Source organism: Variovorax sp. YR216 (assembly GCF_900107745.1).
In the GTDB taxonomy this organism is placed as follows: domain Bacteria; phylum Pseudomonadota; class Gammaproteobacteria; order Burkholderiales; family Burkholderiaceae_C; genus Variovorax.
The window spans coordinates 1-23,039 of sequence record NZ_FNRO01000032.1 but is presented as its reverse complement, the minus strand read 5'-3'; the positions used below and the strand labels follow the sequence as shown (position 1 = coordinate 23,039).

Sequence of the window (23,039 nt, the reverse complement as noted above, 5' to 3'; positions counted from 1 at the left end):
GCGCCCCTCAGAGCGCCACGCCGGCTTCGGCGGCGGCAAGCCGATAGAGCACCTGGCGCATCAGCAGGCCGGGCTTGTCGGGCGCGAAGTTCAAGTCGAACTGAGGCTCGGTGTCGTTGCTCACGACATCCAGGATCCATTCGAGCGCGTCCACGTCTTCCTGGTAGGCCTTGGTCGAGGCCGCTAGCAGATGATCGTCGGCGGCCTTGTCCTCGAGATTGAAGTTTCGGCTGCAGAACCACCAGTAGTGGATGCCGCCGTTCGTCTCCGGCGTGAAGATGTGGCTGATGTTGAACCGGTAGGTGCGCGGCTCTCCGCTAGGATCGTGGTTGTCCACGATGCGCGCATAGGCGGTGTGCAATGCCGGCGAGACGAAGCGCGCATCCGAGAAGCGATCGACCGGCTTGCCGGTGAGACCTGTGGGCACGCCATAGACGGCCGGCGGTGGCGAATTCCGCAGCTCGCGGTCGATGATGATCCTGTTGTTCTCCTCGCGCACCTTCAGCTTGGACCGGGCGTATTCCGGCGTGCCGATCGCGCCCGGGTGCAGGAAGGGGAAGTGGGTCTGGTCAAGGAGGTTCTCGTGCATTGCCACGTAGTCCGAAGCGATGTGGAAGCTGCCACTGACGCTCTTCCATTCCGGGCTGGCCAACCACGAAGTGTCCGGGACCAGGCTCTCGTCGGCGTGGTCGGCATCGCCCATCCAGATCCAGATCAGTGGCCCGCGCTCCACCGTCGGAAAGCTCCGTACGTTGGCATTAGTGGGCACGATGGGCATGGCCGGCATGTTGACGCAGCGCCCGGACGGATCGAACTGCATGCCGTGGTAGCCGCACATGAGCACGTCGCCCACCAGCTTGCCCTTGGCCAGCGGGAACGAACGGTGGGGGCAGCGATTGCGCACGGCTACCGGCTCTCCGGCTAGGGTCCGATACAGCGCCACGTCGACACCGAGCAGACGGCGACTGATGATGTCGCGCGTGACTTCGCTCGCCATCGCGGCAACGTACCAGCAGTTGCGAATCAAAGGCGTGGTGTGGTCCGCGAATCCCCCAAGCACAAATTCACGTTCTTCACGCACCACGAATTCGACGGGGCGCTCAACGATCAGGTCCATTTCTTTCTCCTGCATTGGGAATTCAGGCATCAAGCACGAGCCGGCTTCCCCGGGCTCGTGACACGCAGATGCAAAGCGACTCGTCGGACGATTTCTCTTCGGCCGACAGGTAGTGATCGTGGTGCTCGATGCCGGCATCGGTGGACACCACCGGCAGCGGGCAGAGGCCGCATTCGCCGCGTCGGCAATCGAACAGCACGGGCACGCCATCGGCCAGCAGCGCGTCGAGAGTGCTCACGTCGCTGCCGACCTGTACCGTCTTGTTGGACCGTTGAAGATGGACCGTGAAGGGCCTCGCATCCGCCGACACTGACGCCGTGAACATCTCGCTGCGCACGCGATCGGGGTTCCAGCCGAGGCGTTCTGCGGCCGCGTGGGTGGCATCGATCATCGGCCTGGGCCCGCACACATAGACACGCGTGCCTTCGGGCTGGCTGCGCAGCAATGCCTCGATGTCGGGATGGCCCTGGGTATTGCTGTAGTGGAAGCCAACCCGTGCGCCCGCCAGATCTGCCAGCTCCCCGTGATAGGCCATGCTCGCGGCCTGGCGGCCGGCATAGAAGACCCGGTAGTCGCAGCGACGGCGCTGCAGGCTGCGCGCCATCGAGAAGATCGGCGTGATGCCGATGCCTCCGGCGATGAGCAGCACATTCTGGTCCCGGCGGTCCAGTGGGAAGTTGTTGGTCGGCGGCCCAATCTGCAGCCGGCTGCCCACCTCGAGTGTCTTGTGGATGTGCGCCGAGCCTCGTGCATGGTCTTCGCGCTGCACGGCGATTCGGTAGGTGTTGCGCGCATCGTCATCGAGGGTGCAGCCGCCAACCAGGGAATAGTGCCGAACGATGAGCCCACGCTCCTTCGAGACAGTGTGGAGAGACACGTGCGAGCCGGCGGAGAACGAGGGAAGCTGCGTGCCGTCGGCGCTGGTCAACAGGTATTCACGCACGCGATCGGTCAACTGGCGAACACCGGTGACCTGCACGTCGAAATTGGGTCGTGCCATGGGGTACTCCTTGGAGGATGAAGACGGAAGCCTGCAGGCCTCCTGCGGCTTCAAGAGTGGGCCAATGCCTCGGCGACGGGCGGTACGCGTCTGGCTGCGAGCTGGCCGGTTAGGATCGTGACGGCGGCGATGGCGGCCGGGATGGCCAGTGCCGAAACGATGCCAGCGAAACCCCATCCCATGCCCAGCAGGATGCCGCCGACGGCCGAGCCCAGGATGCTGCCGAAGCGACCCATGCCCTGCATCCAACTGACACCGGTAGCGCGGGCCATGGTGGGATAGCAGGCAGGGGCGAAAGCATTGAGGCCGGTCTGAGCGCCGTTCATGAAAAAGCCGGCTGCCAGCATCCACAGCGGCAGGCTGGCGGCAGTCGCACCGGCGCCGCCGACGCCGAAGACACACAGGGCGCCTCCCAGATAGGCTGCAGCGATCACGAGGGTCGGCTTGAGGCGATCCATCAACCAGCCGGTGAGCACGGCGCCGAGGATGCCGCCGGTCTGGAACATGGCGGTGATGTTGGCGGCCTGCGTGATCGGAAGGCCGGCATCCTTCATCAAGGTGGGTAGCCAGCCGGTGATCAGGTAGATGACCAGCAAACCCATGAAATAGGTGACCCAGAGCGATACGGTGATCAGTGTGTAGCCCTGCGAGAAGAGCACGCCGATGGGCCTTTTCGCCTTCACCGTCGGCTCTGGCGCAAAGAAGCTCGTGCCTGCCGCGAATTTGGTCTTGCAGACACGTCCGAGGGTCGCGGCGATGCGCTCGGCCGGGAAGCGGCGAACCAACATGAACCGCACGGACTCGGGGAGGAAGAAGACCAGGAACGGCAGCAGCACCAGGGGCAACACGCCCCCGGCGATGAGCACCGAGCGCCAGCCGAAATTGGGGATCATCCAGCCGGCTGCGAAGCCGACGACCGCGGAGCCCACGCCGAAGCCGATGAACATCACGGTGATCAACAGCGACCGTCGACGCTCAGGGATGTATTCGGCCAGCAGGGTGGTGGTGTTGGGCATTGCGGCGCCCAGGCCGATGCCGGTGAGAAAACGCAGCGCAACGAGTTGGGAGACGTCCTGCGTGAATGCGGCCACGATGCTGAAGACGCCGAAGGCCAGCACCGAGGCAAGGAGGACCGTCTTGCGCCCCAGGCGATCCGATGAGGGCCCCGCGACCAGGGCGCCGAGCACGAGGCCGACCGGTGCGGCGCTCATCACCAGACCAAAGCCGGCACGAGAGATGCCCCACTCCTGAATGATCGAAGGGGCCAGGAACCCCATGATCGCCACGTCCATGCCGTCGGAGGCGACGATGAGGAAGCACAGAATGACCACTAGCCACTGCGTGGCCGTGATCCCTCTGCGATCGATGAAGGACTTGACGTCCAGCGATGGCGAAGCATTGCTCACTTTTGTCTCCTGTTGGACCACTTGGTCCGGTGGCCTCGAGTAGGCACCGGACGTATGGTTGTGGGGGTGAGCGAAGTTTATTGATTCCGAACAAAGTAAATTAAACTGAATTTTGGCAATCACCTAGCTATATTTTGCACAAGTGCCAGCTGGCCAAGGAGCAGCCCAATGGACGTCGTGACCCACATGCAGACCTTCGTGGCGGTCGTGCGATGCGGCAATTTTTCCGAGGCCGCGCGCCAGCTCGGCGTCGTGCCTTCGGTCGTCGCGAAGCGTGTGAGCCAGCTCGAGGCGGAACTCAAATCGAAGTTGTTCGACCGGACGACGCGGCGGGTCGCTCTCACCGAAGCCGGAGAAAAGCTCCACGCAAAAGCTTCCTCGGTCGTGGCGCAGTTCGAGGAATTGCTTGGCTCGGTCGAGGGCGATGAAGCGGCACTTGGCGGCCATCTGAAGATCATGGCACCCACCTCATTGACGATGATGCAGCTCGGCGCCGTCTTCAGCGAGTTCTTGCGCCTCCACCCGGGCATCACGATGCAGATCGCGCTGGAGGACCGCTCCGCCAATCCCGCCGAGGGCGGGTTCGACCTCTCGATCAGCGGCCGCGCCGCGAGCTACGAAGGCGTGGTCGACATTCCGCTGCGTCCAGTGAAACCACTACTGTGCGCGGCGCCATCCTATCTGCGCGCGCAGCCGGCAATTGAGCATCCCCGAGAGCTTCCCGATTGCGCGTGCCTGGTGTTTTCAGCGACGGGAACAACCTGGGCTTTTCAGAGCAACAGGGGGACTCTCTCGGTGGATGTGCACGCGCGCCTTCTCGCAGATGACAACCAGACGCTACTTCAGGCGGCGGTAGCCGGACTCGGACTGGCGCTGCTGCCGACCTACATAGCATTGGACGCGATCGCCGCCGGACAGCTTGAGGTGGTGCTGCCCGACTTCGCGCCGCAGGAGAACTGGTTCAAGGCCTATGTGCCAAGACGTCGAATGAAAGTCTCTCGCGTCGCAGCTCTGTTGAAGCATCTGCAGGAGGCCTGGCCGCTTGACGCTTGATCTGTAAGGCATTCCCGTCAAAAGCATCTCCGGGAGAGCGGCCTGCCTTTAGCCCGCATGACCGCAATGCGGCGCGTCTCTGTCATTGGCTGGAACGTTGCAATCGACCGGAAGGGGCCGGAATTGCCGTCGAAAGGCAGACCGGGGAATGCCGTTCTGCAGCGTAAAGCGTCCCCCCGGAGGGCAGGGTGGATGGGCGGGTACGTGCCCGGAGCGGTCCTAGCCCTGCATGGACTCTGAGCCAAAAAGCAGACCGTCAACATCTCCGGCATGCGGATCGGTTCACTCCGTCTTCGCCCCATCCCACCCAGCTTGCTCCCCGGTTCGGAAAGCATCGGCTCGTCTCACAAGACTGTTCATCTCGGCGGCCGCATGCACGGTCAACGGATGAGGCGTGAAACCCTGCCTAGGAGAAATGTAGACCGCCATCTCGCGGGCAAGCTCCAGATGACGCTCGGGCGCTTGTGCGAGAAGAGCAATCACGATGTTCTCCAGCGCGATGACGCGAACGCGCAGTTGTACCAGCTCTGCGTCGCTCAAAGGCGGGGTGATCTCCGGCCCGTTGTCGGAGGCGAGGTTTGCTTGGATGCTTGACGTCTTCACCTTGCGATCACCCCCCCTTCCGGCGGAGACCGTTTGACGTTGATGTGAGCGATCTCTAGAGTTTGGCTTCTTGTCAGGCATGTAGAACTCTCGCCACGGGCTGTAGGGTCTCAAGTTTGACCTAGCGCGCGCCGCTTGTGCAATCGATGGCCCGTACCACCATCGACTTTTGCAATGTTCGCTTCTGGATTGGGATTCGAAAGGACCGCGATGCACGCCTTCCGCATTTACCGTTACGACCCGGACGTTGATGTCAAGCCGAGAATGCAGGTCTTCGAAACCGAAGTCGGGGATGGGGAGCGGATGTTGCTGGACGCACTCATCAAGCTGAAAGCGATCGACCCGAGTCTGAGCTTCCGGCGCTCATGTCGCGAAGGCATCTGTGGCTCGGATGCAATGAACATCAATGGCAAGAACGGACTCGCATGCTTGACCAACATGCGTACGCTTCCGCGAACGGTGGTGCTGAAGCCGCTGCCCGGCCTTCCGGTGATCCGTGACCTGATCGTGGACATGACGCAGTTCTTCAAGCAATACCACTCGATCAAGCCATACCTCATCAATGACGATCCACCGCCCGATCGGGAGCGGCTGCAGTCTCCCGTGGCACGCGATGAACTGAACGGCCTCTATGAGTGCATCCTGTGCGCTTGCTGTTCGACCGCTTGTCCGAGCTTTTGGTGGAATCCCGACAAGTACGTAGGACCCGCGGGTCTGCTGCAGGCCTACCGGTTCCTCGCCGACAACCGCGACCAAGCAACCGAAGAGCGCCTTGACAATCTTGAGGACCCTTACCGCCTGTTCCGCTGCAGGGACGTCCTGAACTGCGTCGACGTTTGCCCCAAGGGGCTGGTCCCTGCTGCGGCGATCGGAAAGATCAAACAGATGATGGTACGCCGAGGTGTTTAGCCATCGCGACAAAACCAGAAAGTCGCGTTGTTCAGTCGAAGAAGTCCGGGCCAGAAGGCATTGCGTCGCGGCAGCGCGATAGCGTTCCCGGTCGGTCCGACTCGGTTGGCTGCTCGCCGTTGACGCCCCGCGTTGCACGGGTAGGAGCGATTGCGCCGTGATGGGCTCTTTCCAGGTGATCACTATGCGAGAGGGCTGGAACGTCGAGGTATTCGGCGCCGGCCCCGGTGCTCCGGAAACCTTAGATCTGGGCGCCTGAACCGGACCGTCGCGAATGCCCGGTTGTGGCTGTAGCCGGTCGCCGACGAGGGGCCGCGGGCCCGTTGCCGACGCTCGTTCGGCTCGGATACAGCCCTTCGTCGTTCAACACAAACGAGCGCCTTCGCTGACTTTCTCGGAAGAATGCTCGACACGGCGCTCAAACGTTGGCAGCTTCAGCGTGACCGTAGTGCCAACGCCGACGACCGAGGTCATGTCCATGTGTCCGCCCGACTGCGCCGCAAATCCCGCGACGGCCGGCAGTCCCATGCCTGACAGCGCAGAGCGCTCCTTTGTCGTGAAGAACGGCAAAGCGGCCACCAGCAGGATGGCAGCGCTCATCCCGGTACCCGTATCGACAACTTCGAGTGACGTGCCCTCAGTGCAACTGTGCCGTTCGACCGAGGCGCGAAATAGCAATCGTCCTCCGTCCGGCATCGCGGTATTTGCGTTCATCACCAGTTGAAGCAAGGCCTCCTCCAGCGCCTTCCTGTCAACGCGCCACGGGAGACAATCCCGGTCGACCTGACCGGATCTCTGCTGCACTGCGCACCCCCAAGAAATGGATGGACTCCGACTTCTGGTCCGTCTCGTGCGGCCGGTGCGCTCCCCTTCACAGCATTGCGCGTGGAGTGGCCCAGGGCGCTTGATCATGTTTCAGCGGCGCGGCGCTCCCGCGTCGCGCTTCACGGCGGTGAGGATGCCGCGCAGGATCTCGATCGGCAGCGGAGGGCAGCCGGGCACTTCGACGTCCACAGGGATCACATCGGCGACGCGCCCGCAACTGGCATAGCTCTCGCCGAAAATGCCACCGGAGCAGCCGCAGTCGCCGACGGCAACCACGAGCTTGGGCTCGGGCGTTGCCTCGTAAGTGCGTCGCAATGCCTCGGCCATGTGGCGAGAAACCGGTCCGGTCACCAGCAGCATGTCGGCGTGGCGCGGGCTGGCCACGAACTTGATTCCCAGTCCCTCGAGGTTGTAGTAGGGGTTGTTGATCGCGTGAATCTCGAGCTCGCAACCGTTGCACGAACCCGCATCCACTTCGCGAATGGTCAGCGCCTGGCCCAGCGTCGCGAGGATCTCGTCCTGGAGGCGGCCGGCTTCCAGCCGCATGGTGTCGTCCATGCGCGGCGCCGGCTCGCTGACGATGCCGGTGCGGGCGATCTGTCGCAGGATCTGCCACATCAGAGGTCGTGTCCCGAATAGCTGAGGTTGAAGGACTTGTTGATGAGCGGGAAGTCCGGAACGATGTTGCCGATCACGGCATGTTCCAGCACCGGCCAGTTCTGCCACGAAGGGTCGTGGGGATGGCACCGGTTCACCCCGCCGCCCGAGCCGAGTTCCAGTGCCACCATCACCTCGCCACGCCAGCCTTCCACCCAGCCGACGCCCCGGGCGCCGTCGTGCACCGGCAAGGACACGTCGCGAGCAACGGGACCGGCAGGCAGGCCCTCGCAGATGCGGCGGATCAGGCGCAGCGACTCGAAGATCTCGTCGAAGCGCACGGCCGCGCGCGCGGCCACATCGCCGCCGGTCTGCAGGCACAGTTGCGGATCGAAGCGGCGGTAGGGATCGAAGGACTGGTCGACGCGCAGGTCCTGGGCGACGCCGCTCGCGCGTGCCGCGAGGCCAGTCAGTCCCAGACGCAGCGCAAGCTCACGCGACACGCGGCCCGTGGTCATGAAACGGACCTGCAGGCCTGCGTGTTCGTCATAGATGCCGCGCAGCGTCCGCACCTCGCGTTCGATGGCATCGCATTGCGCGCGTACGCGATCGGCGGCCGGGGTGCCAGGGTCGACGGCTACGCCGCCGGGGACAATCGCATCCATCATGAATCGGTGACTGAACAACTCCTTCGACAGGCGCTGCCAGTCCTCGCGCAGCCGCGAGAACTGGGCCAGGCCGAACGCCAGCGCGGCGTCGTTGCCTAGGGCGCCGAGATCGCCCAAGTGATTGGCGACGCGTTCGCGTTCGAGCAGCAGCGCACGCAGCCATGCGGCCCGCTCGGGTACCTCGATGCCGGTGGCCGACTCCAGCGCCATGCAGTAGGCCCAGGCAAAGGCCACGGTCGAGTCGCCGCTCACGCGCCCGGCGAGCCGGTGACCTTCGAGTGCGGGCAGCGCGGTGAAGCGCCGCTCGATGCCCTTGTGCACGTAGCCCAGGCGCTCCTCGAGTCGCAGCACCTTCTCGCCGACGACGGAGAAGCGGAAGTGACCCGGCTCGATGATGCCGGCGTGCACCGGCCCGACGGGGATCTCGTGCACGCCGTCGCCCTCGACGCGCACGAACGGGTAGTCCGCTGGCAGCGTCCTGGCATCGGCACCGATTGGCGAGGCGTCAGGTGCCAGGGGCGGCCCGTCGCGCCACAGCCCGTGATCGAGCCAGGGGCGCCGATCTCGGGCACCCTCGGCTTGCAGCCCGTTCAGGTCAGCCACGGCGCGCTGCATGCGCGAGGCGCAGGCGAAACTGGGCGTGAGATCCGGGAAGGACTCGCCGACGTCCAGAGAAAGCTCCATCCACAGCAGGCCGAAGTCGCCGGCCAGGGCTGCGCTGACGGAAGCGGAGCTGCCAGCGGTCTCGTCACGATGGGTCGCCCACAACGCTACGAGGCGCCCGCCGGCTGCTGCCACCTTGCCTGCTGTGGCAGACCAGGCCGCGCGATCGACCGGCGCATGCCAGATCGCCACCGGCGCGCCCAGGCGCGTGAGGTTCATCAGGCCAAGGCGGGTGATCGGCATGGTTTCAGCCTCCCAGCATGGCCGCCGCCTGTTGATACCAGGCGGCGAGGTAGGGCGGGATGTACAGGCCCAGCATCAGGCCCAGCCCGAGGTGCACGAACACGGGGATCAGCGCTGGCGGATGTGCCAGCGGCCTGAGCGTCGTCTCGCCGAACACCATCGGCTGCACGCGATTGAAGACCGACGCGAAAGCCAGGCCCAGCGCGATCAGCAGGAAGGGCGTGGCCCAGGGGTGGTCGCGCATCGCAGTGGTGACGATCAGGAACTCGCTCGCGAACACGCCGAAGGGCGGCATGCCCAGGATCGCCAGCGCGCCGAGCATCAGGCCCCAGCCGACCGTCGGGCTTACGCGGATGAGCCCGCGGATCTCGTCCATGATCTGCGAGCCGGCCTTCTGCGTTGCGTGGCCGACGGCGAAGAAGATCGCCGACTTGATCAGCGAGTGCACTGTCATGTGCAGCAGGCCGGCGAAGCTGGCGATCGGGCCGCCCATCCCGAAAGCGAAGGTCATCATGCCCATGTGCTCGATCGACGAGTACGCGAACATGCGCTTCACGTCGCGCTGGCGGATGATGAAGAACACCGCCGCCACCACCGACACCAGGCCGAAGCCCATCATCAGCGCGCCGGTGAGCGCGCTGCCGCCGAGCGCGCCGTCGGTCAGCACCTTGCAGCGGAGGACTGCGTACAGCGCCACGTTCAGTAGCAGGCCGGACAGCACCGCAGACACCGGCGTCGGCCCCTCGGCATGCGCGTCGGGCAGCCAGTTGTGCACCGGCACCAGGCCGACCTTGGTGCCGTAGCCGATGAAGAGGAAGGCCCAGGCCAGCGTGATGATGTTGGGGTCGAGTTGGGCCTTCACCGCGTCGAGGTTGGTCCACAGCAGCGCGCCGCCCTCGGGCCCGATCACCTTCTCGGCCGCCATGTACAGCAGCACGGTGCCGAACAGTGCCTGCGCAATGCCCACGCCGCAGAGGATGAAGTACTTCCAGGCCGCCTCCAGGCTGGCCGCGGTGCGGTAGACGCTGACCAGCAGCACCGTGGAAAGCGTCGCTGCCTCCATCGCCACCCAGACGATGCCGAGATTGTTGGTGGTCAGCGCCAGCAGCATCGTGAAGTTGAACAGCTGGTACATGCTGTGGTACAGGCGTAGCCGCGGCGGTGTCATCTTGCCGTGGTCGCGCTCCACGCGCATGTAGGGCCGCGAGAAGATCGACGTGGTCAGGCCGACGAAGGCCGTGAGCGTGACGAGGAAGACGTTGAGGGCGTCGATGTAGAAGTAGTGGTCCCAGACCAGCATCGGCCCTTGGGCAATCACCTCGGCCGTCAGCACGCAGGCACACACGAAAGTGCCGGTGCTGAAGGCGACGTTGACGTCGCGCGCGCTGTCCTTGTGACCGACGAGCCCGAGCACGATGCCGCCCAGCAGGGGCACGGCAAGCAGGAACGCCAGGGCCAGCATGGGGTCAGTCTTCCTTGAGCTTCTCGAGGTGGCGGATGTCCAGGCTGTCGAACTGCTCGCGGATCTGGAACATGAACACGCCCAGGATCAGCACGCCGATCAGCACGTCCAGTGCGATGCCGAGTTCCACGACCATCGGCATGCCGTAGGTGGCCGAGGTGGCAGCGAAGAACAGCCCGTTCTCCATCGACAGGAAGCCGATCACCTGCGATACCGCCTTGGCGCGGGTGATCATCATCAGGAAAGACAGCAACACGCAGGCGAGCGCGATGCCCAGCGTGCCGCTGGCCAGCGAGTTCGACAGCCGTGAGATCGGCAGGGCCAGGTTGAAGGCGAAGATCACCACCAGGATGCCGATGAGCATGGTGGTGGGAATGTTGATCAGGCTTTCCAGCTCCCAACGGATGTCGAGCTTGACAATCACCCGGTGCAGCAGCCAGGGGATCAGCAGCACCTTGAGCACGAATGTGATGGCCGCCGACAGGTACAGGTGCGGCTGGTTCGTGACGATGCCAACCACGACGGTGGCCAGCACCAGCGTTGCGCCCTGCAGGGTGTACAGGTTGACCAGCGACCGGATGCGCCGCTGCGCGATCATCGCGAAGGCCAGGATGAGCAGCAGCGCGCCGAGTGAGTTGACGAACTGGGTGAGTAGCGCGGTCATGGACGGATCCTTCAGCGCGCGAGCAGGATGTGGACCAGCATGCCGATCACGGCCAGCAGGAAGGCCGCGGCGAGAAACTCGGGCACGCGGAAGACGCGCATCTTGGCCGACAAGGTTTCCAGCGCCGCGAGCAGGAACCCGCCGATCGCCAGCTTGAACACCAGGACCGGCAGCGCCAGCAGCATGGCCAACGGCGCGTGGGCCTCGGCCACGCCCCAGGGAAAGAAGAGCGCCAAGCCCATGCACGAGTAGGCGAAGAGCTTCAGGCTCGCGGCCCACTCGATGAGCGCGAGGTGCCGGCCGGAGTACTCGAGGATCAGCGCCTCATGGATCATCGTCAGTTCCAGGTGCGTGGCAGGGTTGTCCACCGGCACGCGCGCGTTCTCGGCCAGAGACACCATCGTGAAGGCCACCCCCGCGAACGCCAGCCCTGGATAGATGGTCAGCTCACGGTGCGCCAGTGTCTCCACGATGGTGGTCAGCGACGTCGACTTCGAGATCAGCGAAGCCGAGAACAGCACCATCAGCAGCGCCGGCTCGGCCAGGAAACCGATCAGCATCTCGCGCCGTGCACCCAGCGTGCCGAATGCCGTCCCCACGTCCATCGCTGCCAGCGAGATGAAGACACGCGCCAGCGCGAACAGGCCGACCAGCGCGATTGCATCGGCTGCCGGCGCAAGTGGCAGGTCGGTGGACAACGTCGGGATGATCGCGCTGGCCAGCACCATGCAGCCGAACACTACGTAGGGCGCCGTGCGGAACAGCCGCGACGCGTTGTCCGCGACGACCGATTCCTTGACGAACAGCTTGTGCAGTTGGCGGTAGGGCTGCCAGAGGCTGGGCGCGGAGCGGTTCTGCAGCCAGGCACGCCACTGGTTGACCCAGCCCATCAGCGCCGGTGCCAGCCCGATCGCCAGCACGATCTCGAGCAACTGGGACAGCACGCCGGTCCAGCTCATGAGATCACCGCATCACCGCCAGCAGCGTGGCCGCCAGCGTGAGGAAGCTGTAGAGCAGGTACACCGCGATGCGGCCCTGCTGCATCAGGCCGATCAGACGTGCGAGATACGCGGCCAGGTTGACGATGGGCAGGTACATCCAGCGCCAGAAGTGGTCCTCGACGACGACTTTGTAGCGTGGCTGCTCGTCGAAGGGCGTGGGCAGCTCGCGCTTCATCTGGAAGAAGGGCTCGAAGATCTGCCGGATCGGCTGGCCAAAGCCTTCGGCCGTGTCCTGCATGCGCGGCGTGACCCACGGGAAGCCGCAGGCCCAGGCCATGCCGCGGCGCAGGCGTCCGTGGTAGAGCCTGCGCACCAGCAGGTACGCCAGCGCGAAGCTGCCCAGGATGCCGAGCAGGACGATCACGGGCCCGTAGCTCGCCTGCTCCAGACTGTTCGGTGCCAGCAGCCAGCCGCTTGCTGCCACGCGTTCGGCCAGGCCCGCGCCAACGAGTTGGCGCGTCACCGGGTCGATCAGCCCGATGACGGGCACCGGCAGCAGGCCGAGCGCCAGGCAGCCGGCCACCAGCCAGCCCATGCCGAGGCGCTCGCGCAGGCCGGCGTCGTGGGCATGCGCCAGTTTCTCCTCCCGCGGCTGGCCGAGGAAGATCACCCCGAAGAACTTGACCATCGTGTAGCCCGCCAGCGCGGCGACCAGTGCGATCAGCGCCGCCACCACCGGGATCAGCATGGTCAGCAGTGGCACCGGGAGCCCTGGCGTGAACAGGAAGCTCTGCAGCAGCAACCACTCCGACACGAAGCCGCCCAGCGGCGGCAGACCGGCGCTGGCCAGCACGCCCAGCAGCGTGAACCAGCCGACCCAGGGCATGGTGCGAATCAGGCCACCCAGCTTGCCCAGGCTGCGTTCGGCGGTGGCGTGTAGCACGCTGCCGGTGCCCAGGAACAGCAGGCTCTTGAAGAAGGCGTGGCTGGCCACGTGGTACAGCGTGGCGGTGAGCGCCAGTGCCGCCATCGGCGCCATGCCGTGGCCGGAGAAGATCAGCGCGAGCCCCATGCCGACGAACAGCAGGCCCATGTTCTCGATCGAGGAGTAGGCCAGCAGGCGCTTCATGTCGGTCTGCACGGCGGCGAAGATCACCCCATACAGCGCCGTGGCCAGGCCGGCGGCCATCAGCAGCGCGCCCCACCACCAAAGCCGCAGGTGCAGCAGGTCCATCGCCACGCGCAGGACGCCGTAGATGGCCGTGTTGAGCATCACGCCGCTCATCAGCGCCGAGACCGGCGAGGGCGCTGCCGGATGGGCCTCGGGCAGCCACACGTGCAGCGGCAGGATGCCGGCTTTGGCGCCGAAGCCGAACACCGCCAGCAGGAACCCGACCGAGGCCCAGAAGGGCGTCAGCTCCTGCGCGCGCATGTTCGCGAAGGTGTAGTCGCCGGTGTTGGCCTGCAGCACGCCGAAGCACAGCAGGATGGCGATGGCGCCGACCCTCGCCATCGTGATGTACAGGTAGCCAGCACTGCGCACCTCGGGCACGCGGTGGTTCGCGGTGACGAGGAAGTACGACGACAACGCCATGGTCTCCCACATCACCATGAAGCCATAGGCATCGTCGGCGAGCACGACGCCGACCATGCTGGCGAGAAACAGGTGGTACTCCAGGCACAGCAGGCCCGGCGGCGTCCCTTCACCCTTGCGGAAGTAGCCCGCCGCGAAGAAGGAGATGCCGGCCGATGCCGAGCCGATGACCAGCAGGAAGTAGGCCGCCAGGCTATCCAGCCGCAGGTGCAGCGGCAGGCTGGGCAGCCCGATGGGCAGCACGGCCACCTCGGGCGTGCCCATCAGGGCGGCGGCCGCCAGGCCGGCCAGCGCCAGGCCAAGCACGCCGCCGATCGGGAACAGCACGTGGGCCACGAAGGCCAGCCGGTGCAACGCAGCCACGCCGACAGCGCCGACGGCCAGCCAGCCGACGCACACCGCCATCATGCCGTCGATGGCGAGCCAGCCGGCCGGTGCTGCCCACGGCCCCACGGTTCAGGCCTTCCGGGGGCGCGGTCCCCGTCGTTGTGACGGCGCCGCCGCGGCATCCCCGCCTTCGTCCACGTGGGAGCCACTGGGTTGGTAGCTCACGCCGTGGTGCGCCAGGTAGTCGCGGATCAGCTGGCGCACGACCTGAGAGGGCGTCAGGTCCTGCTGCGCGCACAGGCGTTCGAAGGCTGCCTTCTTGTTGGGATCGATGAGAAGCGTCAAGCGCGCGGTCTTCAGCTCCATGGATCCTCTGTATGGCAATAGGATGTTTGTTCGATGCACATCCTACTCCGCATGCATGTGTGCGGGAAGGGCTGCCCGCGCATGGGCCCGGGGCCCTGCCAAGGGCAGGTCTAACTGTCTAGCCTTTGATGACATCGACGATCTCCGGATTGGCGAGCATGGATACATCGCCGGTGTCCTGGCCGTTCGATATCGCACCGAGAGGTGTTCGCAGTCTGGCCGCCTGTGAACACCTTCAATCCACCCTCCGCATGCTGATCACACGAAACGGGCATGCGACAGCGCAATCGCTGCAGCCTGTGCAGCGCGCAGCGTCGACCTCGGGTAATCCGACCGGTCGATGAGGCCGGGTTGGTTGATCGCTCATGGACCTCGACGTTCGGGCTTCAGCGAAGGCGCGCCGACTACCAAAGCCGCCACCACGGCCGGCGGCGCATCCGCGGTTCCAGCGGCCGAAGGTCGAGTTGATCGAAAAGGCCGGCGGCTGCACCGAATCGGCTCGGTGGAGCGGCACTGGATGCATCGGAAGGATGGGGCCGTCTGTCCAACGATTGCGCGTGCACGGCGCCCTCCTGGTCCGCGCCGCGAGAGTCCGAGGGATGCAGGCCGGCGAAGTCTGTCATGCGCTCCATCCTGGGGTCATCGCATTTCTCCAGCAGTTCGACACGGTACGGGAAGCAGCGGGGATCTGCCGTTTTCCGCCCTCGAAATCCACGGTTCGAAGGGCTTGGAAACCGAGCGCGTGGGCAATTGCACTCTTCCTGATCTGGCTTGGATTGCTCGCCGTGACGATAGTCAGGTTGTTCAATCTCGACGCGCTTGTCCCGATTGCCGCTGACGTTCGATTGAAGCCCTGGATGCCGATCCATCCGCCGATCGTTTGACGTTCCCGGCGGCACTCGTCGTAGGGCATTTATCTTGTGCCGCTTCTGCATCAAACTCCGTCTTGGCGGGCGTTGCGCCCATTTCCCAACCGTCAATCAACAGCGAGAGGGGCCCAACCATGGACAACACAGGATTCCGGTCTGGACGCCCACAGCCTTCTCTTGCCGCAGCGGCGTTGCCCATCGCAGTCGCGCTGCCTTGCATGGCGGCCGCGGCTGCCCGCCGAGGGGCTGCTGACTCCCTTCTCGACGGCGCCCGGTCCGCAGGCGCCCGCGCCCTGGCGCTGGAAGGTCGAGGAATTCGTGGAGCAAGCCGGCCTGGTAGGCGAGGCGATCGCGCAACTCGCGTTCGAGCTGCGGGGCGCACTACCGAATTCCGTTGTGCAGCGAGTGCAGTTTTTAAAGAGGGCGGGGCGGACTGCGGCTTCGTGCCATTGCAGACATCTGCGTGAGCTTGTCGAACTAGAGCCCTCGACCGAGACCGGACCTTCCCGCCGGTCGGCCAATCGCGCCTCAAGGCAGGTCTTTGCATATAACAAGGGGACTCGAGGAGCGGCGCACCTAATACCTCAGCATCGCATCGCAAGGTATAAATTCCGAAGTTCGACGCTCGCGCCTCTAGTGACGGACGTCAACCGGCCAGAACCCGTCGGCCGCTGACGCCACTCAAATCCTTCTGTGACGAACAATGAAGACCCAGTACTACACGGCCGCAAGCCTTGATGGATTCCTTGCAACCGAGGACGACTCACTAGAGTGGCTTTTTTCCCTCGGGAGTCTGAATGAGTCCAGCTATCCAGAGTTCATATCAAAGGTTGGCGCTTTGGCTATGGGCTCTGCGACTTACGAATGGATGGTTCGCAATGGAGAAAAGGTTGCCGCCGAGACAGGCTCAGCGTGGCCGTATGGTCAGCCGGCATGGATATTCACTAGCCGCAGCCTTCCAGCAATCGACGGCGCAGACATCCGATTCGTCAATGGCGACGTGCGAACTGTCCATACTGAGATGCGGGCCGTTGCTGGCGACATGAACATTTGGATTGTTGGAGGTGGCGACATCGCTGGTCAGTTCCACGATGCCGGTCTACTTGATGAACTCATCGTCCAGATTGGGTCGGCTACCCTCGCCAGGGGCAAGCCGTTGTTCCCCCGAAGAGTGCTCAGTCCAAGTCTGAGCTTGGTTTCCGTTCATCAGATGGGCACTGGCATGGCGGAGTTGCGCTACGAGGTGCACAAAGGAGGTGCGGTGGATGCCGTTTAGCAAGTCATTGACGCCGAGTCAGCGTCGCCGCCCGCTTGGTGGCACGCCCAGCGCGGCGCAGGGCGGACAGAATTTCCGGTGAACTTCGTCTTCCGAGACTGAGCGCCGGCACCCGGCCAAGAGCGGCCGGTCGGCCCATCGCGGAATTCGCCAGATAGCTGACCCTCGCGGCTCTGCCCCTTCGCTCGTCCGAATTGGAAGTCGGCTATCTTGATGACACGTGCTGGATAGACCTGCCACCTGCCACGGCGTGGGAACACCTGTTAGTGAAGCGTTCTGCGAGGAAGCCTGATGGTGAAGACGCATCCCGTGCCAGGGAGGTCCCGAACGGTCAAAGCACCTCCGTCAGCCTCCACGCTTCGTCGCGCGATGGAAAGACCGAGTCCCAACCCGCTCTTGTTCTCACCGACCTGGACAAAGGGCTGGAAGATGCGCGCGGTAGCTCCTGGAGGAAGTCCACCGCAGTGGTCCTTGACGTCGACCAAGACATAGTCGCCTTCGGCATGAGCGCTCAGGGTGACGTCCGTATGGGAGTGAGTGAACTTCAGGGCATTCTGCAGCAGGTTCACCAAGGCCGCCAGGAGACGCTCACGATTGCCCGAGATGCCCAGCGTGGCATCGACGTCGAGGACGCAGAGCGTGCAGCCCTTGGTGCTCGCATCGAGCGAGACGACATTCCTGGCCTCCGCAACGAACAACGCGACCGAAAAGGCCGCCTCCTGAGGAGCTTCGACTGCGTCCCTGACCTGAGACAGCGACCTGTTGAGCAAGGCCACCATCGAAGTCAGGCTCCTTTTCAGCACGGCGCCGGTTGCACCGCCGACGGTGACCCTTCCGGATTCCAGGGCCGCGAATGCGAGCGTTGCAGTGTGCAAATAGTTCCGTAGCTCATGCACCAGCACGCCAAGGCGCTCGTTCTCCTCAGCGGTCTGCTGAAGCGCGACGCTGGCGTCCCGCCGGACGCCGAATTCAGTGACCGCATTAGCGATGGCGTTGTGGAGGCAACGGTTTAAGGTGCGGAACTCATCGACGGAGAACGGGGCATCGAGTTCGACGGCGAGGTCCGTGATGGCCTGGCAGAGGTCACCGTAGTCGTGCACCACCTGATCGACGGAAAAGCCGAGCTCCATCAGCTGCTTGCCATGCGCCGCAGCGCTCAGGCCCATTTCGAAGAAGGCAGCAGCGTCACCGCCAGCGGTACCTGAAATTCTGAAGCTCTCGTCGACTTCACCGCTCTCCTGCGCTTGAAGTGATCTCGTCAACTGGTCCAGAAAAATCGGAATGCCGTTGGCGAGCTGCGCGGTCGTACTGGCTCGCCTGGGCCGCCGAGCGAAATTGGCCTTGCACCGTTCAAGGAGCTCGACCCGATGGTTGGAGATGAATCGATGCATAGGCTCCTCCCTCACCAGCCCCCGTTTCGACGAAGTCGAAATGCCGGGGGCATCGGGGCGTCGTCTGCACGTCGGTGAGGTCCGGCCAAAATAGTCCATGGCATTCACGGTCAGCTTGTCGAGGCCTTCGAGGTGAGCAAACAAGAGCAGAACGCCCGAAGCGCTACAAAGCCCGCATCAAGTGCCCCGTCGTAGTCCGGGAATCGACTTGATGACGCGACGACACATTCAAGGCAGCCACTGCTCTGCTTACTTACCAGCGTCCACGAGAATTCGCTCGGCCCAAACTCCTTGACGACCACCCGGAGTTCGCGGCTGGTCATTGGTCTCTTGCGCTGCGTCACTTCAGTTCTTGCCGAACCGTTGCTTCGCAGCAGCTATGCAATTGCCCTTGGCGTCGCCCGCCATAGCGTCACATTTTTCCACCGCCACCTTGTAGTCGGCATCGCGCTTCTCATCTGCGGCGTGGAACAAGGAAATCTTGGTCATGAAACCTTCTCAAAATCAAAACGTCGAAATGCGAAATGGCGCACTCCCGCAACAACTCCCTAAATCCGTCCAAGGAGCAAGAGCACGATCACGACGAGCACCACAAAACCGAGCACGCCGCTGGGCGCGAAGCCCCAACTTCTGCTGTGGGGCCAACTCGGAATGACGCCGATCAGCAAAAGGATCAGAACAATCAGCAGAATGGTGCCTAAAGTCATGAGGTTCTCCCGGTTCGAGTCTATGAATTCGGCTTCCAAGCGTTGAGCTCTGCCGGATCCATTGCATTGACTTGGTCTTCACTAGCTCTTTGTGAACCACGAATCAGTTGCCTTGCTTTGCCATTCGTCGAGCTGCTTTTCGGCTTCCTCTTTCGCGATACCGTACCGCTCCTGAATCTTCCCGGCCAGCTGGTCCCGCTGGCCGGAGATGACGTCCAAGTCGTCATCGGTCAGCTTGCCCCATTGCGTCTTTGCCTTGCCGGTTACCTGCTTCCAATTACCCTGAATTCGGTCCCAGTTCATGTGGTTCTCCTTGGCTGTGATTTCAAAATGAGCGATCGCAATGCCCACCAGCACCAGCCTAGGACGAAGCCGGAGCGCCATCTGTGCGTTACCGAACACAAGGGGATCCATCGTTTGACGTGGATCAAACGAGCGCCATTGAGGCAGCCGTACAACCTTTCATCCGGTTGAGACCAAGCCCCTCCTTGGTCTGAAGCCTCAACCAGAGATGTCGCTGTTGGACGGATGGACTCCAAGGATGAAAAAGTCGGATGCGTCTGGCCAGAATCGGAAGCCGCGTGCACGATGCTGTACTCGAGGGGCGGGCTCTATTTCATCCTCAAAGGAACTACCTCCAAGCTCGACGGCGTCACCAACTCTCCGAATGTCGGCGGCCGTTACCGGGGAGAAATGTTGGGGCTGGCGGTCGAACTTGGCGAGGTGGGGGTTGGGCATGCCCACGCCTTTCGAGCGGCGGAGGTAGTTGGGCTCCGGGCGGCACTGCGCGACTTGGACCTGACCACAGTGGAAGAACGGGCACGGGCCTATGCTCTGGAGACGGGGAGTGATGAGGACGAACTTGCGCAGGAAGCACAGGCTGACATCAAGTCTCTGCGCGACTTCCTCGACCGAGCTTGCGCCGCAAACCTAGGGATGATGTGGTTCTAGGGCTAGAGCGGCTCACGGCCAGGAGCAGTCGAAGATGGCGGCTTGGCCTATGACCGGTTCCGGTCGCACAGGTGAACAGACGGCATAGACGACGGAGTTCAAGTCAGACCTCGCATGACGTAGGACACGAGCGACCTCCGATCGCGCCAAATGCTGCCCCGCCGCAATTCGTGCGCTGCCAGACTGCTATGCGATGACCTTCTGGTCACCGAGAGACGCAATGAGCAATCCCTGGACGAAGAAGAACCCGCTGATGAGCGTTTGGCTCAGTTCCTCAAACAAGGCGATGAACGCGACCCGCGGGCAAGTGGCCGGAGCTGCGAAGCGTCAAGTCGCTGCGGCCCAGGCGAATGCGGTACGTCAGGTCGTTGATTTCTGGAGCGGCAAGACCGCCACTAAGGCACTCGCCAAGAAGCGAAGGCGCCGCTGAATGGTCAGGCGCAAGAAGCTCACCTGGACCGGGATCCTTGCACGCAGCGTCTCGGCGTTTGCTCTCACCAGCCAGCGAGTGAACGCGCGGGTCGTCGATGGTGTCGTCAAGTCGGCGATCGACAAGCGCCGCCCGCCGGCCGGCGTAGGGCAATGGATTTCAGGCGTGGCGATGGGCGCGACGGGAATGCGTCGCTTCCGGCTCTACAGGCCGCCTGGCGTCAAGGTCGGGGAGCGATTGCCGCTGATGGTCATGCTGCACGGCTGCTTGCAGGACGCCAAGAGCTTCGCAACCAGCACCCGGATGAACCGCGTTGCGGCGCGCGAGCGATTCCTCGTGCTCTATCCGGAGCAGGACCGGGTGTCCAACGCGCAGGGCTGCTGGAACTGGTTCGACACTTCCGCCGGGCGCGCGTATGGCGAGGTCGCGCTGATCATGAAGGCCATCGACCAGGTGTGCCTGATGTACCCAGTGGACCGCGCGCGCGTTGCGGTCGCGGGACTCTCGGCCGGCGCCAGCATGGCTGCGCTGATGGCGAGCAGGCACCCGGAGCGCTTCAGGGCGGTAGTGATGCATTCGGGCATCCCGCCGGGGACAGCGCATTCAACCCTTTCCGCGATAGGCGCGATGGTTGGCCAGCGATCGACGAAGCCGCTGCTCGCGACGCCAGCGACCCTGGCCGCGTCGTGGCCCCCGTTGATGGTGATCCACGGCGGCCTGGACCGGGTGGTGGCCTCCAGCAATGGCCATGCGGCGGCTCAGGCGTGGGCCGCCGCGGCAGGCGCCACGGCCGTCAAGGAGCGCAGCGTGCAGAGGGGCAATCGGTATCCGACGAGCATCACCGAATTCAAACGCAAGGGAAGCTCAGTGGCCACGCTGGTCGAGATCGCGCGTCTCGGACATGCGTGGAGCGGCGGCGCAGCCAAGCAGCCCTACAGCGATGGGCGGGGACCCGATGCGTCCCGCATGGCCTGGGCGTTTGCGGCAAAGCAGTTTCGGGCTCGATGAAGGCCAGGAGACGCGATGTGGACTACTTCAACTTGGCGTCTTCCCGCTTTGCCTCGGCCATGGCCTCCGGCTCCAGTTCTTCCGCATAGCGATTGAGCCGAACGAAGAGTCCCCAGCCAGCAAGGATCACGCCGACGGAGCACAACGTCGCGGCAGCGTAGAGGAGCAGCGACGGGGCCTGACGCGCCTTGAAGGTGGCAACCAGCCCTTCGACCGCCACCGCCACGACGATCACAACCATGAAGCGCGAAAGAAACCGTCGCACGCGAGTGGGCGCACTGATGTGCGCGTCGCGGATGACCTCCTCTTCCGCGATGGTCTGGGAGATCTGCAACGCGACCACTGCGGCGGCGAGCAGGCCCATGGCCTCGATGATGGTTTCCGCCGATGAAGTGTTCAACTCGTTGACGAATGCCGTCCAAGCCATTCGCGCGGCGATCGCGATCAGCATTACCGCGGCGATGGCGAACAAAGCCGCCATGAATGCATGGATCGCCGAATAGACGCCAAGCAGCAGTTTCATGGCCAAGGATCTCGAGTTGCCATCAACCAGCGTCCTTCAAAGCCTGCTTGGCCTTGTCGGCAGAGTTCCTGGACTTGTTCTTGTGATAGCCGGACTTGACGTTGTTGATGGCCTTGCCGACGGGGCCGCTCTTCCTGGCCTTGCTGTCCGCGCGCTTCTCGTCGATCTTGTGCTTTGTCGCGGCTGTGGCCTCCGAAGCAGCGTTATCCAGTTGGGCACTTGCAGTCAGGGTAGTCGGCGAGGCGACGAGCGCGATCAGGATCTTGTACATCAGTGTATTCAGACATTGATGGGGTAGCCTGAAGTTCACCGTTCATCGACCCATCGCACAGAGCGATGAAGCGATGGCAAATGAGTTGATGCAGGTCTTGTGTGCCGCGGTTCCGGAATGGAGCTCATGCCACTGCCCGACGTCACTGCGCCCCGCGATTCGGCAACGTGTGGGCCAAATGGCCCCGAGACTCGATGAGCTGCCTGGGACCCGATCGCACGTGTCAAGGGATTGCGCCTGAGAGTTCCGCCATCAACTCTTCCTTGCGGGCGGCCAATTCTTCGCGCATGGCGACGAGGTCCAGCCCATGCGCCGCGCGCGCCTTGACGAACATCTCGTTGCGTTCCTCCTTGACATGGTGGTCGATGTATTCGCCGAGCACCGTCACCTTGGCGTCGAACATGTCATCCACCTCCGCTGCTTCCTGTATCTGGGCGATCAGGTCTTTCGCGGTCGCGTGCTCGACCTCGGCTTCATCGACGAGGTCGGTTTCCCTGAGCGCTTCGCGGAGCGCCGGATAGAAGATTTCTTCCTCAATCCGCGCGTGCACGGAGAGCTCCGCGCAAATCTCGTTGGCCAGGTCTCGTTTCTTCTGTGAGGCGATCGCGGCTTTCGACTTGGCCAACTCCTCGTAGGCCTTGAACAGCTTCTTGACTAGCCGATGGTCTGCATCCAGCAGGCTGCAGGCGTCGGGCTGGGCGCGTTTGGTGGTGGGCATCTTGGACTCCAGTTGGGTTCGAGGAGCGCCAGCGTGCAACCCTCGATCATCACGCCGCGTAGGAGGTCGCCGCGAGGCCTTGGGGGCCGAAGAGGATGCGTTCCGGACCATGGCCGCTCGGTGTCGGCGTGATGCGACTGACGAGTCCGGCCCGGCCCTCCGGCCCCAAAGCCTGCGCACCCATCGGCTGCAGGCTGGGGCCGTCTGCGAGGACAGGTTTATTTCATTGCGGACATTTGACGGAACGGTCCGACCGGCAGCAAAAGGCCCGGAATTGCCGTCGAAAGGCAGACCGGGGAATGCCGTTCTGCAGCGTAAAGCGTCCTTCCGGAGGGCAGGGTGGATGGGTGGGTACGTGCCCATGGACTAAACCGCTCGCGCGGTAGCCCGCCGCTAACGCTGCGGTGATGGCAAACATTGCGCCCCTGTCTATGTTGAGGAGCGAGGCAATTGGCCT

Annotated in this window: 27 protein-coding genes; 7 read left to right on the top strand and 20 right to left on the bottom strand. The window is 63.8% G+C overall.

Going from position 1 to position 23,039, the window contains the following annotated elements; genetic code table 11:
- Positions 1–7 precede the first annotated feature (7 nt).
- Genes BLW05_RS34680 through BLW05_RS34670 form a run of 3 tightly spaced genes read right to left on the bottom strand, consistent with a single transcriptional unit; the run spans position 8 to position 3,523 of the window.
- Positions 8–1,117 carry an aromatic ring-hydroxylating oxygenase subunit alpha gene (locus BLW05_RS34680; RefSeq protein ID WP_093169394.1) on the bottom strand — a complete coding sequence of 370 codons (1,110 nt, stop codon included), beginning with the start codon at positions 1,115–1,117 and terminating at the stop codon, positions 8–10.
- Positions 1,118–1,139: 22 nt separating this feature from the next.
- Complete coding sequence (locus tag BLW05_RS34675) at positions 1,140–2,117, bottom strand: PDR/VanB family oxidoreductase (protein ID WP_093169392.1); 978 nt, start codon at positions 2,115–2,117, stop codon at positions 1,140–1,142.
- A 50-nt stretch (positions 2,118–2,167) separates the two neighbouring features.
- A complete protein-coding gene (locus BLW05_RS34670) occupies positions 2,168–3,523 on the bottom strand; it encodes an MFS transporter (RefSeq protein WP_093169390.1) in 1,356 nt (451 codons plus the stop codon).
- 168 nt (positions 3,524–3,691) lie between these two features.
- Here BLW05_RS34670 and BLW05_RS34665 point away from each other — a divergent pair, with 168 nt between their 5' ends.
- Entirely contained in the window at positions 3,692–4,576 is an 885-nt protein-coding gene (locus BLW05_RS34665) for a LysR family transcriptional regulator (protein ID WP_093169388.1), read from the top strand.
- A 282-nt stretch (positions 4,577–4,858) separates the two neighbouring features.
- Here the strand turns inward: BLW05_RS34665 and BLW05_RS34660 are convergent, their stop codons facing one another.
- Positions 4,859–5,260: a hypothetical protein gene (locus BLW05_RS34660; RefSeq protein WP_093169386.1), complete on the bottom strand. Its 402-nt coding sequence runs from the start codon at positions 5,258–5,260 to the stop codon at positions 4,859–4,861.
- Positions 5,261–5,389: 129 nt separating this feature from the next.
- Here BLW05_RS34660 and BLW05_RS34655 point away from each other — a divergent pair, with 129 nt between their 5' ends.
- On the top strand, positions 5,390–6,088 hold the full coding sequence (locus tag BLW05_RS34655; protein WP_093169384.1) for a succinate dehydrogenase iron-sulfur subunit: 699 nt from the start codon (positions 5,390–5,392) through the stop codon (positions 6,086–6,088).
- A 363-nt stretch (positions 6,089–6,451) separates the two neighbouring features.
- On the opposite strand, the gene BLW05_RS34650 is transcribed toward BLW05_RS34655, so the two are convergent.
- The 9 genes from BLW05_RS34650 to BLW05_RS36995 form a co-directional block, all read right to left on the bottom strand.
- The gene (locus tag BLW05_RS34650) at positions 6,452–7,000 is read right to left on the bottom strand and encodes an ATP-binding protein (RefSeq protein ID WP_093169382.1); all 549 of its coding nucleotides are present in this window, start codon (positions 6,998–7,000) and stop codon (positions 6,452–6,454) included.
- Between the two features lie 3 nt (positions 7,001–7,003).
- Positions 7,004–7,531 (bottom strand): NADH-quinone oxidoreductase subunit B family protein, encoded by a 528-nt coding sequence (locus BLW05_RS34645; protein WP_093169380.1) that lies wholly within the window; start codon positions 7,529–7,531, stop codon positions 7,004–7,006.
- The gene (locus BLW05_RS34640) at positions 7,531–9,084 is read right to left on the bottom strand and encodes a hydrogenase large subunit (protein WP_093169378.1); all 1,554 of its coding nucleotides are present in this window, start codon (positions 9,082–9,084) and stop codon (positions 7,531–7,533) included. The genes BLW05_RS34645 and BLW05_RS34640 overlap by 1 nt, the downstream gene beginning before the upstream one ends.
- Before the next feature lie 4 nt (positions 9,085–9,088).
- Positions 9,089–10,546: a hydrogenase 4 subunit F gene (locus BLW05_RS34635; protein WP_093169376.1), complete on the bottom strand. Its 1,458-nt coding sequence runs from the start codon at positions 10,544–10,546 to the stop codon at positions 9,089–9,091.
- A 4-nt stretch (positions 10,547–10,550) separates the two neighbouring features.
- The gene (locus BLW05_RS34630) at positions 10,551–11,210 is read right to left on the bottom strand and encodes a formate hydrogenlyase (protein WP_093169374.1); all 660 of its coding nucleotides are present in this window, start codon (positions 11,208–11,210) and stop codon (positions 10,551–10,553) included.
- Between the two features lie 11 nt (positions 11,211–11,221).
- Positions 11,222–12,169 carry a respiratory chain complex I subunit 1 family protein gene (locus tag BLW05_RS34625; RefSeq protein WP_093169372.1) on the bottom strand — a complete coding sequence of 316 codons (948 nt, stop codon included), beginning with the start codon at positions 12,167–12,169 and terminating at the stop codon, positions 11,222–11,224.
- A gap of 4 nt (positions 12,170–12,173) precedes the next feature.
- The gene (gene hyfB / locus BLW05_RS34620) at positions 12,174–14,153 is read right to left on the bottom strand and encodes a hydrogenase 4 subunit B (protein WP_093169427.1); all 1,980 of its coding nucleotides are present in this window, start codon (positions 14,151–14,153) and stop codon (positions 12,174–12,176) included.
- A gap of 48 nt (positions 14,154–14,201) precedes the next feature.
- Entirely contained in the window at positions 14,202–14,438 is a 237-nt protein-coding gene (locus tag BLW05_RS34615) for a ribbon-helix-helix domain-containing protein (protein WP_093169370.1), read from the bottom strand.
- 235 nt (positions 14,439–14,673) lie between these two features.
- Positions 14,674–14,805 carry a 4Fe-4S binding protein gene (locus BLW05_RS36995; protein WP_177142956.1) on the bottom strand — a complete coding sequence of 44 codons (132 nt, stop codon included), beginning with the start codon at positions 14,803–14,805 and terminating at the stop codon, positions 14,674–14,676.
- Between BLW05_RS36995 and BLW05_RS36245 the strand changes: the two genes are divergently transcribed.
- Together BLW05_RS36245 and BLW05_RS34600 are read left to right on the top strand one after the other, a co-directional pair.
- Entirely contained in the window at positions 14,804–15,322 is a 519-nt protein-coding gene (locus BLW05_RS36245; RefSeq protein WP_177142955.1) for a hypothetical protein, read from the top strand. The two genes, BLW05_RS36995 and BLW05_RS36245, sit on opposite strands and share 2 nt — an antisense overlap.
- Positions 15,323–16,010: 688 nt before the next feature.
- Positions 16,011–16,583, top strand: coding sequence for a dihydrofolate reductase family protein (locus BLW05_RS34600; protein ID WP_093169364.1), 573 nt, complete (start codon positions 16,011–16,013; stop codon positions 16,581–16,583).
- Between the two features lie 263 nt (positions 16,584–16,846).
- On the opposite strand, the gene BLW05_RS34595 is transcribed toward BLW05_RS34600, so the two are convergent.
- From BLW05_RS34595 to BLW05_RS34585, 4 genes are all read right to left on the bottom strand, one after another.
- Positions 16,847–17,974 carry a sensor histidine kinase gene (locus BLW05_RS34595; protein WP_093169362.1) on the bottom strand — a complete coding sequence of 376 codons (1,128 nt, stop codon included), beginning with the start codon at positions 17,972–17,974 and terminating at the stop codon, positions 16,847–16,849.
- Positions 17,975–18,319: 345 nt separating this feature from the next.
- Positions 18,320–18,463 (bottom strand): hypothetical protein, encoded by a 144-nt coding sequence (locus tag BLW05_RS36240; RefSeq protein WP_177142954.1) that lies wholly within the window; start codon positions 18,461–18,463, stop codon positions 18,320–18,322.
- Between the two features lie 59 nt (positions 18,464–18,522).
- Positions 18,523–18,681 (bottom strand): DUF3309 family protein, encoded by a 159-nt coding sequence (locus BLW05_RS34590; RefSeq protein ID WP_093169425.1) that lies wholly within the window; start codon positions 18,679–18,681, stop codon positions 18,523–18,525.
- 81 nt (positions 18,682–18,762) lie between these two features.
- On the bottom strand, positions 18,763–18,984 hold the full coding sequence (locus BLW05_RS34585; protein WP_093169423.1) for a CsbD family protein: 222 nt from the start codon (positions 18,982–18,984) through the stop codon (positions 18,763–18,765).
- Positions 18,985–19,209: 225 nt separating this feature from the next.
- Here BLW05_RS34585 and BLW05_RS34580 point away from each other — a divergent pair, with 225 nt between their 5' ends.
- The 3 genes from BLW05_RS34580 to BLW05_RS34570 all read left to right on the top strand — a co-directional run bounded on the left by BLW05_RS34580 (position 19,210) and on the right by BLW05_RS34570 (position 21,070).
- Positions 19,210–19,632: a hypothetical protein gene (locus BLW05_RS34580; RefSeq protein ID WP_143045024.1), complete on the top strand. Its 423-nt coding sequence runs from the start codon at positions 19,210–19,212 to the stop codon at positions 19,630–19,632.
- A gap of 220 nt (positions 19,633–19,852) precedes the next feature.
- Positions 19,853–20,062, top strand: coding sequence for a hypothetical protein (locus tag BLW05_RS34575; RefSeq protein ID WP_093169358.1), 210 nt, complete (start codon positions 19,853–19,855; stop codon positions 20,060–20,062).
- Positions 20,063–21,070, top strand: coding sequence for an extracellular catalytic domain type 1 short-chain-length polyhydroxyalkanoate depolymerase (locus BLW05_RS34570; protein ID WP_093169356.1), 1,008 nt, complete (start codon positions 20,063–20,065; stop codon positions 21,068–21,070).
- Positions 21,071–21,092: 22 nt separating this feature from the next.
- Here BLW05_RS34570 and BLW05_RS34565 read toward each other — a convergent pair whose 3' ends face one another.
- From BLW05_RS34565 to BLW05_RS34555, 3 genes are all read right to left on the bottom strand, one after another.
- Positions 21,093–21,593, bottom strand: a complete 501-nt coding sequence (locus BLW05_RS34565) for a hypothetical protein (protein WP_093169354.1) — start codon at positions 21,591–21,593, stop codon at positions 21,093–21,095.
- A 22-nt stretch (positions 21,594–21,615) separates the two neighbouring features.
- Complete coding sequence (locus BLW05_RS34560; protein ID WP_093169352.1) at positions 21,616–21,864, bottom strand: hypothetical protein; 249 nt, start codon at positions 21,862–21,864, stop codon at positions 21,616–21,618.
- A 223-nt stretch (positions 21,865–22,087) separates the two neighbouring features.
- Complete coding sequence (locus BLW05_RS34555; RefSeq protein ID WP_093169350.1) at positions 22,088–22,582, bottom strand: hemerythrin domain-containing protein; 495 nt, start codon at positions 22,580–22,582, stop codon at positions 22,088–22,090.
- Between the last annotated feature and the right edge of the window lie 457 nt (positions 22,583–23,039).

Excerpts from the sequence above, each read along its gene's own strand:
- BLW05_RS34680 (WP_093169394.1), bottom strand. The coding sequence starts at position 1,117 with ATGGACCTGATCGTTGAGCGCCCCGTCGAATTCGTGGTGCGTGAAGAA.
- BLW05_RS34675 (WP_093169392.1), bottom strand. The coding sequence starts at position 2,117 with ATGGCACGACCCAATTTCGACGTGCAGGTCACCGGTGTTCGCCAGTTG.
- BLW05_RS34665 (WP_093169388.1), top strand. The coding sequence starts at position 3,692 with ATGGACGTCGTGACCCACATGCAGACCTTCGTGGCGGTCGTGCGATGC.
- BLW05_RS34660 (WP_093169386.1), bottom strand. The coding sequence starts at position 5,260 with ATGCCTGACAAGAAGCCAAACTCTAGAGATCGCTCACATCAACGTCAA.
- BLW05_RS34655 (WP_093169384.1), top strand. The coding sequence starts at position 5,390 with ATGCACGCCTTCCGCATTTACCGTTACGACCCGGACGTTGATGTCAAG.
- BLW05_RS34650 (WP_093169382.1), bottom strand. The coding sequence starts at position 7,000 with ATGATCAAGCGCCCTGGGCCACTCCACGCGCAATGCTGTGAAGGGGAG.
- BLW05_RS34645 (WP_093169380.1), bottom strand. The coding sequence starts at position 7,531 with ATGTGGCAGATCCTGCGACAGATCGCCCGCACCGGCATCGTCAGCGAG.
- BLW05_RS34640 (WP_093169378.1), bottom strand. The coding sequence starts at position 9,084 with ATGCCGATCACCCGCCTTGGCCTGATGAACCTCACGCGCCTGGGCGCG.
- BLW05_RS34635 (WP_093169376.1), bottom strand. The coding sequence starts at position 10,546 with ATGCTGGCCCTGGCGTTCCTGCTTGCCGTGCCCCTGCTGGGCGGCATC.
- BLW05_RS34630 (WP_093169374.1), bottom strand. The coding sequence starts at position 11,210 with ATGACCGCGCTACTCACCCAGTTCGTCAACTCACTCGGCGCGCTGCTG.
- BLW05_RS34625 (WP_093169372.1), bottom strand. The coding sequence starts at position 12,169 with ATGAGCTGGACCGGCGTGCTGTCCCAGTTGCTCGAGATCGTGCTGGCG.
- hyfB (WP_093169427.1), bottom strand. The coding sequence starts at position 14,153 with ATGATGGCGGTGTGCGTCGGCTGGCTGGCCGTCGGCGCTGTCGGCGTG.
- BLW05_RS34615 (WP_093169370.1), bottom strand. The coding sequence starts at position 14,438 with ATGGAGCTGAAGACCGCGCGCTTGACGCTTCTCATCGATCCCAACAAG.
- BLW05_RS36245 (WP_177142955.1), top strand. The coding sequence starts at position 14,804 with ATGGACCTCGACGTTCGGGCTTCAGCGAAGGCGCGCCGACTACCAAAG.
- BLW05_RS36995 (WP_177142956.1), bottom strand. The coding sequence starts at position 14,805 with ATGAGCGATCAACCAACCCGGCCTCATCGACCGGTCGGATTACCCGAG.
- BLW05_RS34600 (WP_093169364.1), top strand. The coding sequence starts at position 16,011 with ATGAAGACCCAGTACTACACGGCCGCAAGCCTTGATGGATTCCTTGCA.
- BLW05_RS34595 (WP_093169362.1), bottom strand. The coding sequence starts at position 17,974 with ATGCATCGATTCATCTCCAACCATCGGGTCGAGCTCCTTGAACGGTGC.
- BLW05_RS36240 (WP_177142954.1), bottom strand. The coding sequence starts at position 18,463 with ATGACCAAGATTTCCTTGTTCCACGCCGCAGATGAGAAGCGCGATGCC.
- BLW05_RS34590 (WP_093169425.1), bottom strand. The coding sequence starts at position 18,681 with ATGACTTTAGGCACCATTCTGCTGATTGTTCTGATCCTTTTGCTGATC.
- BLW05_RS34585 (WP_093169423.1), bottom strand. The coding sequence starts at position 18,984 with ATGAACTGGGACCGAATTCAGGGTAATTGGAAGCAGGTAACCGGCAAG.
- BLW05_RS34580 (WP_143045024.1), top strand. The coding sequence starts at position 19,210 with ATGGACTCCAAGGATGAAAAAGTCGGATGCGTCTGGCCAGAATCGGAA.
- BLW05_RS34575 (WP_093169358.1), top strand. The coding sequence starts at position 19,853 with ATGAGCAATCCCTGGACGAAGAAGAACCCGCTGATGAGCGTTTGGCTC.
- BLW05_RS34570 (WP_093169356.1), top strand. The coding sequence starts at position 20,063 with ATGGTCAGGCGCAAGAAGCTCACCTGGACCGGGATCCTTGCACGCAGC.
- BLW05_RS34565 (WP_093169354.1), bottom strand. The coding sequence starts at position 21,593 with ATGAAACTGCTGCTTGGCGTCTATTCGGCGATCCATGCATTCATGGCG.
- BLW05_RS34560 (WP_093169352.1), bottom strand. The coding sequence starts at position 21,864 with ATGTACAAGATCCTGATCGCGCTCGTCGCCTCGCCGACTACCCTGACT.
- BLW05_RS34555 (WP_093169350.1), bottom strand. The coding sequence starts at position 22,582 with ATGCCCACCACCAAACGCGCCCAGCCCGACGCCTGCAGCCTGCTGGAT.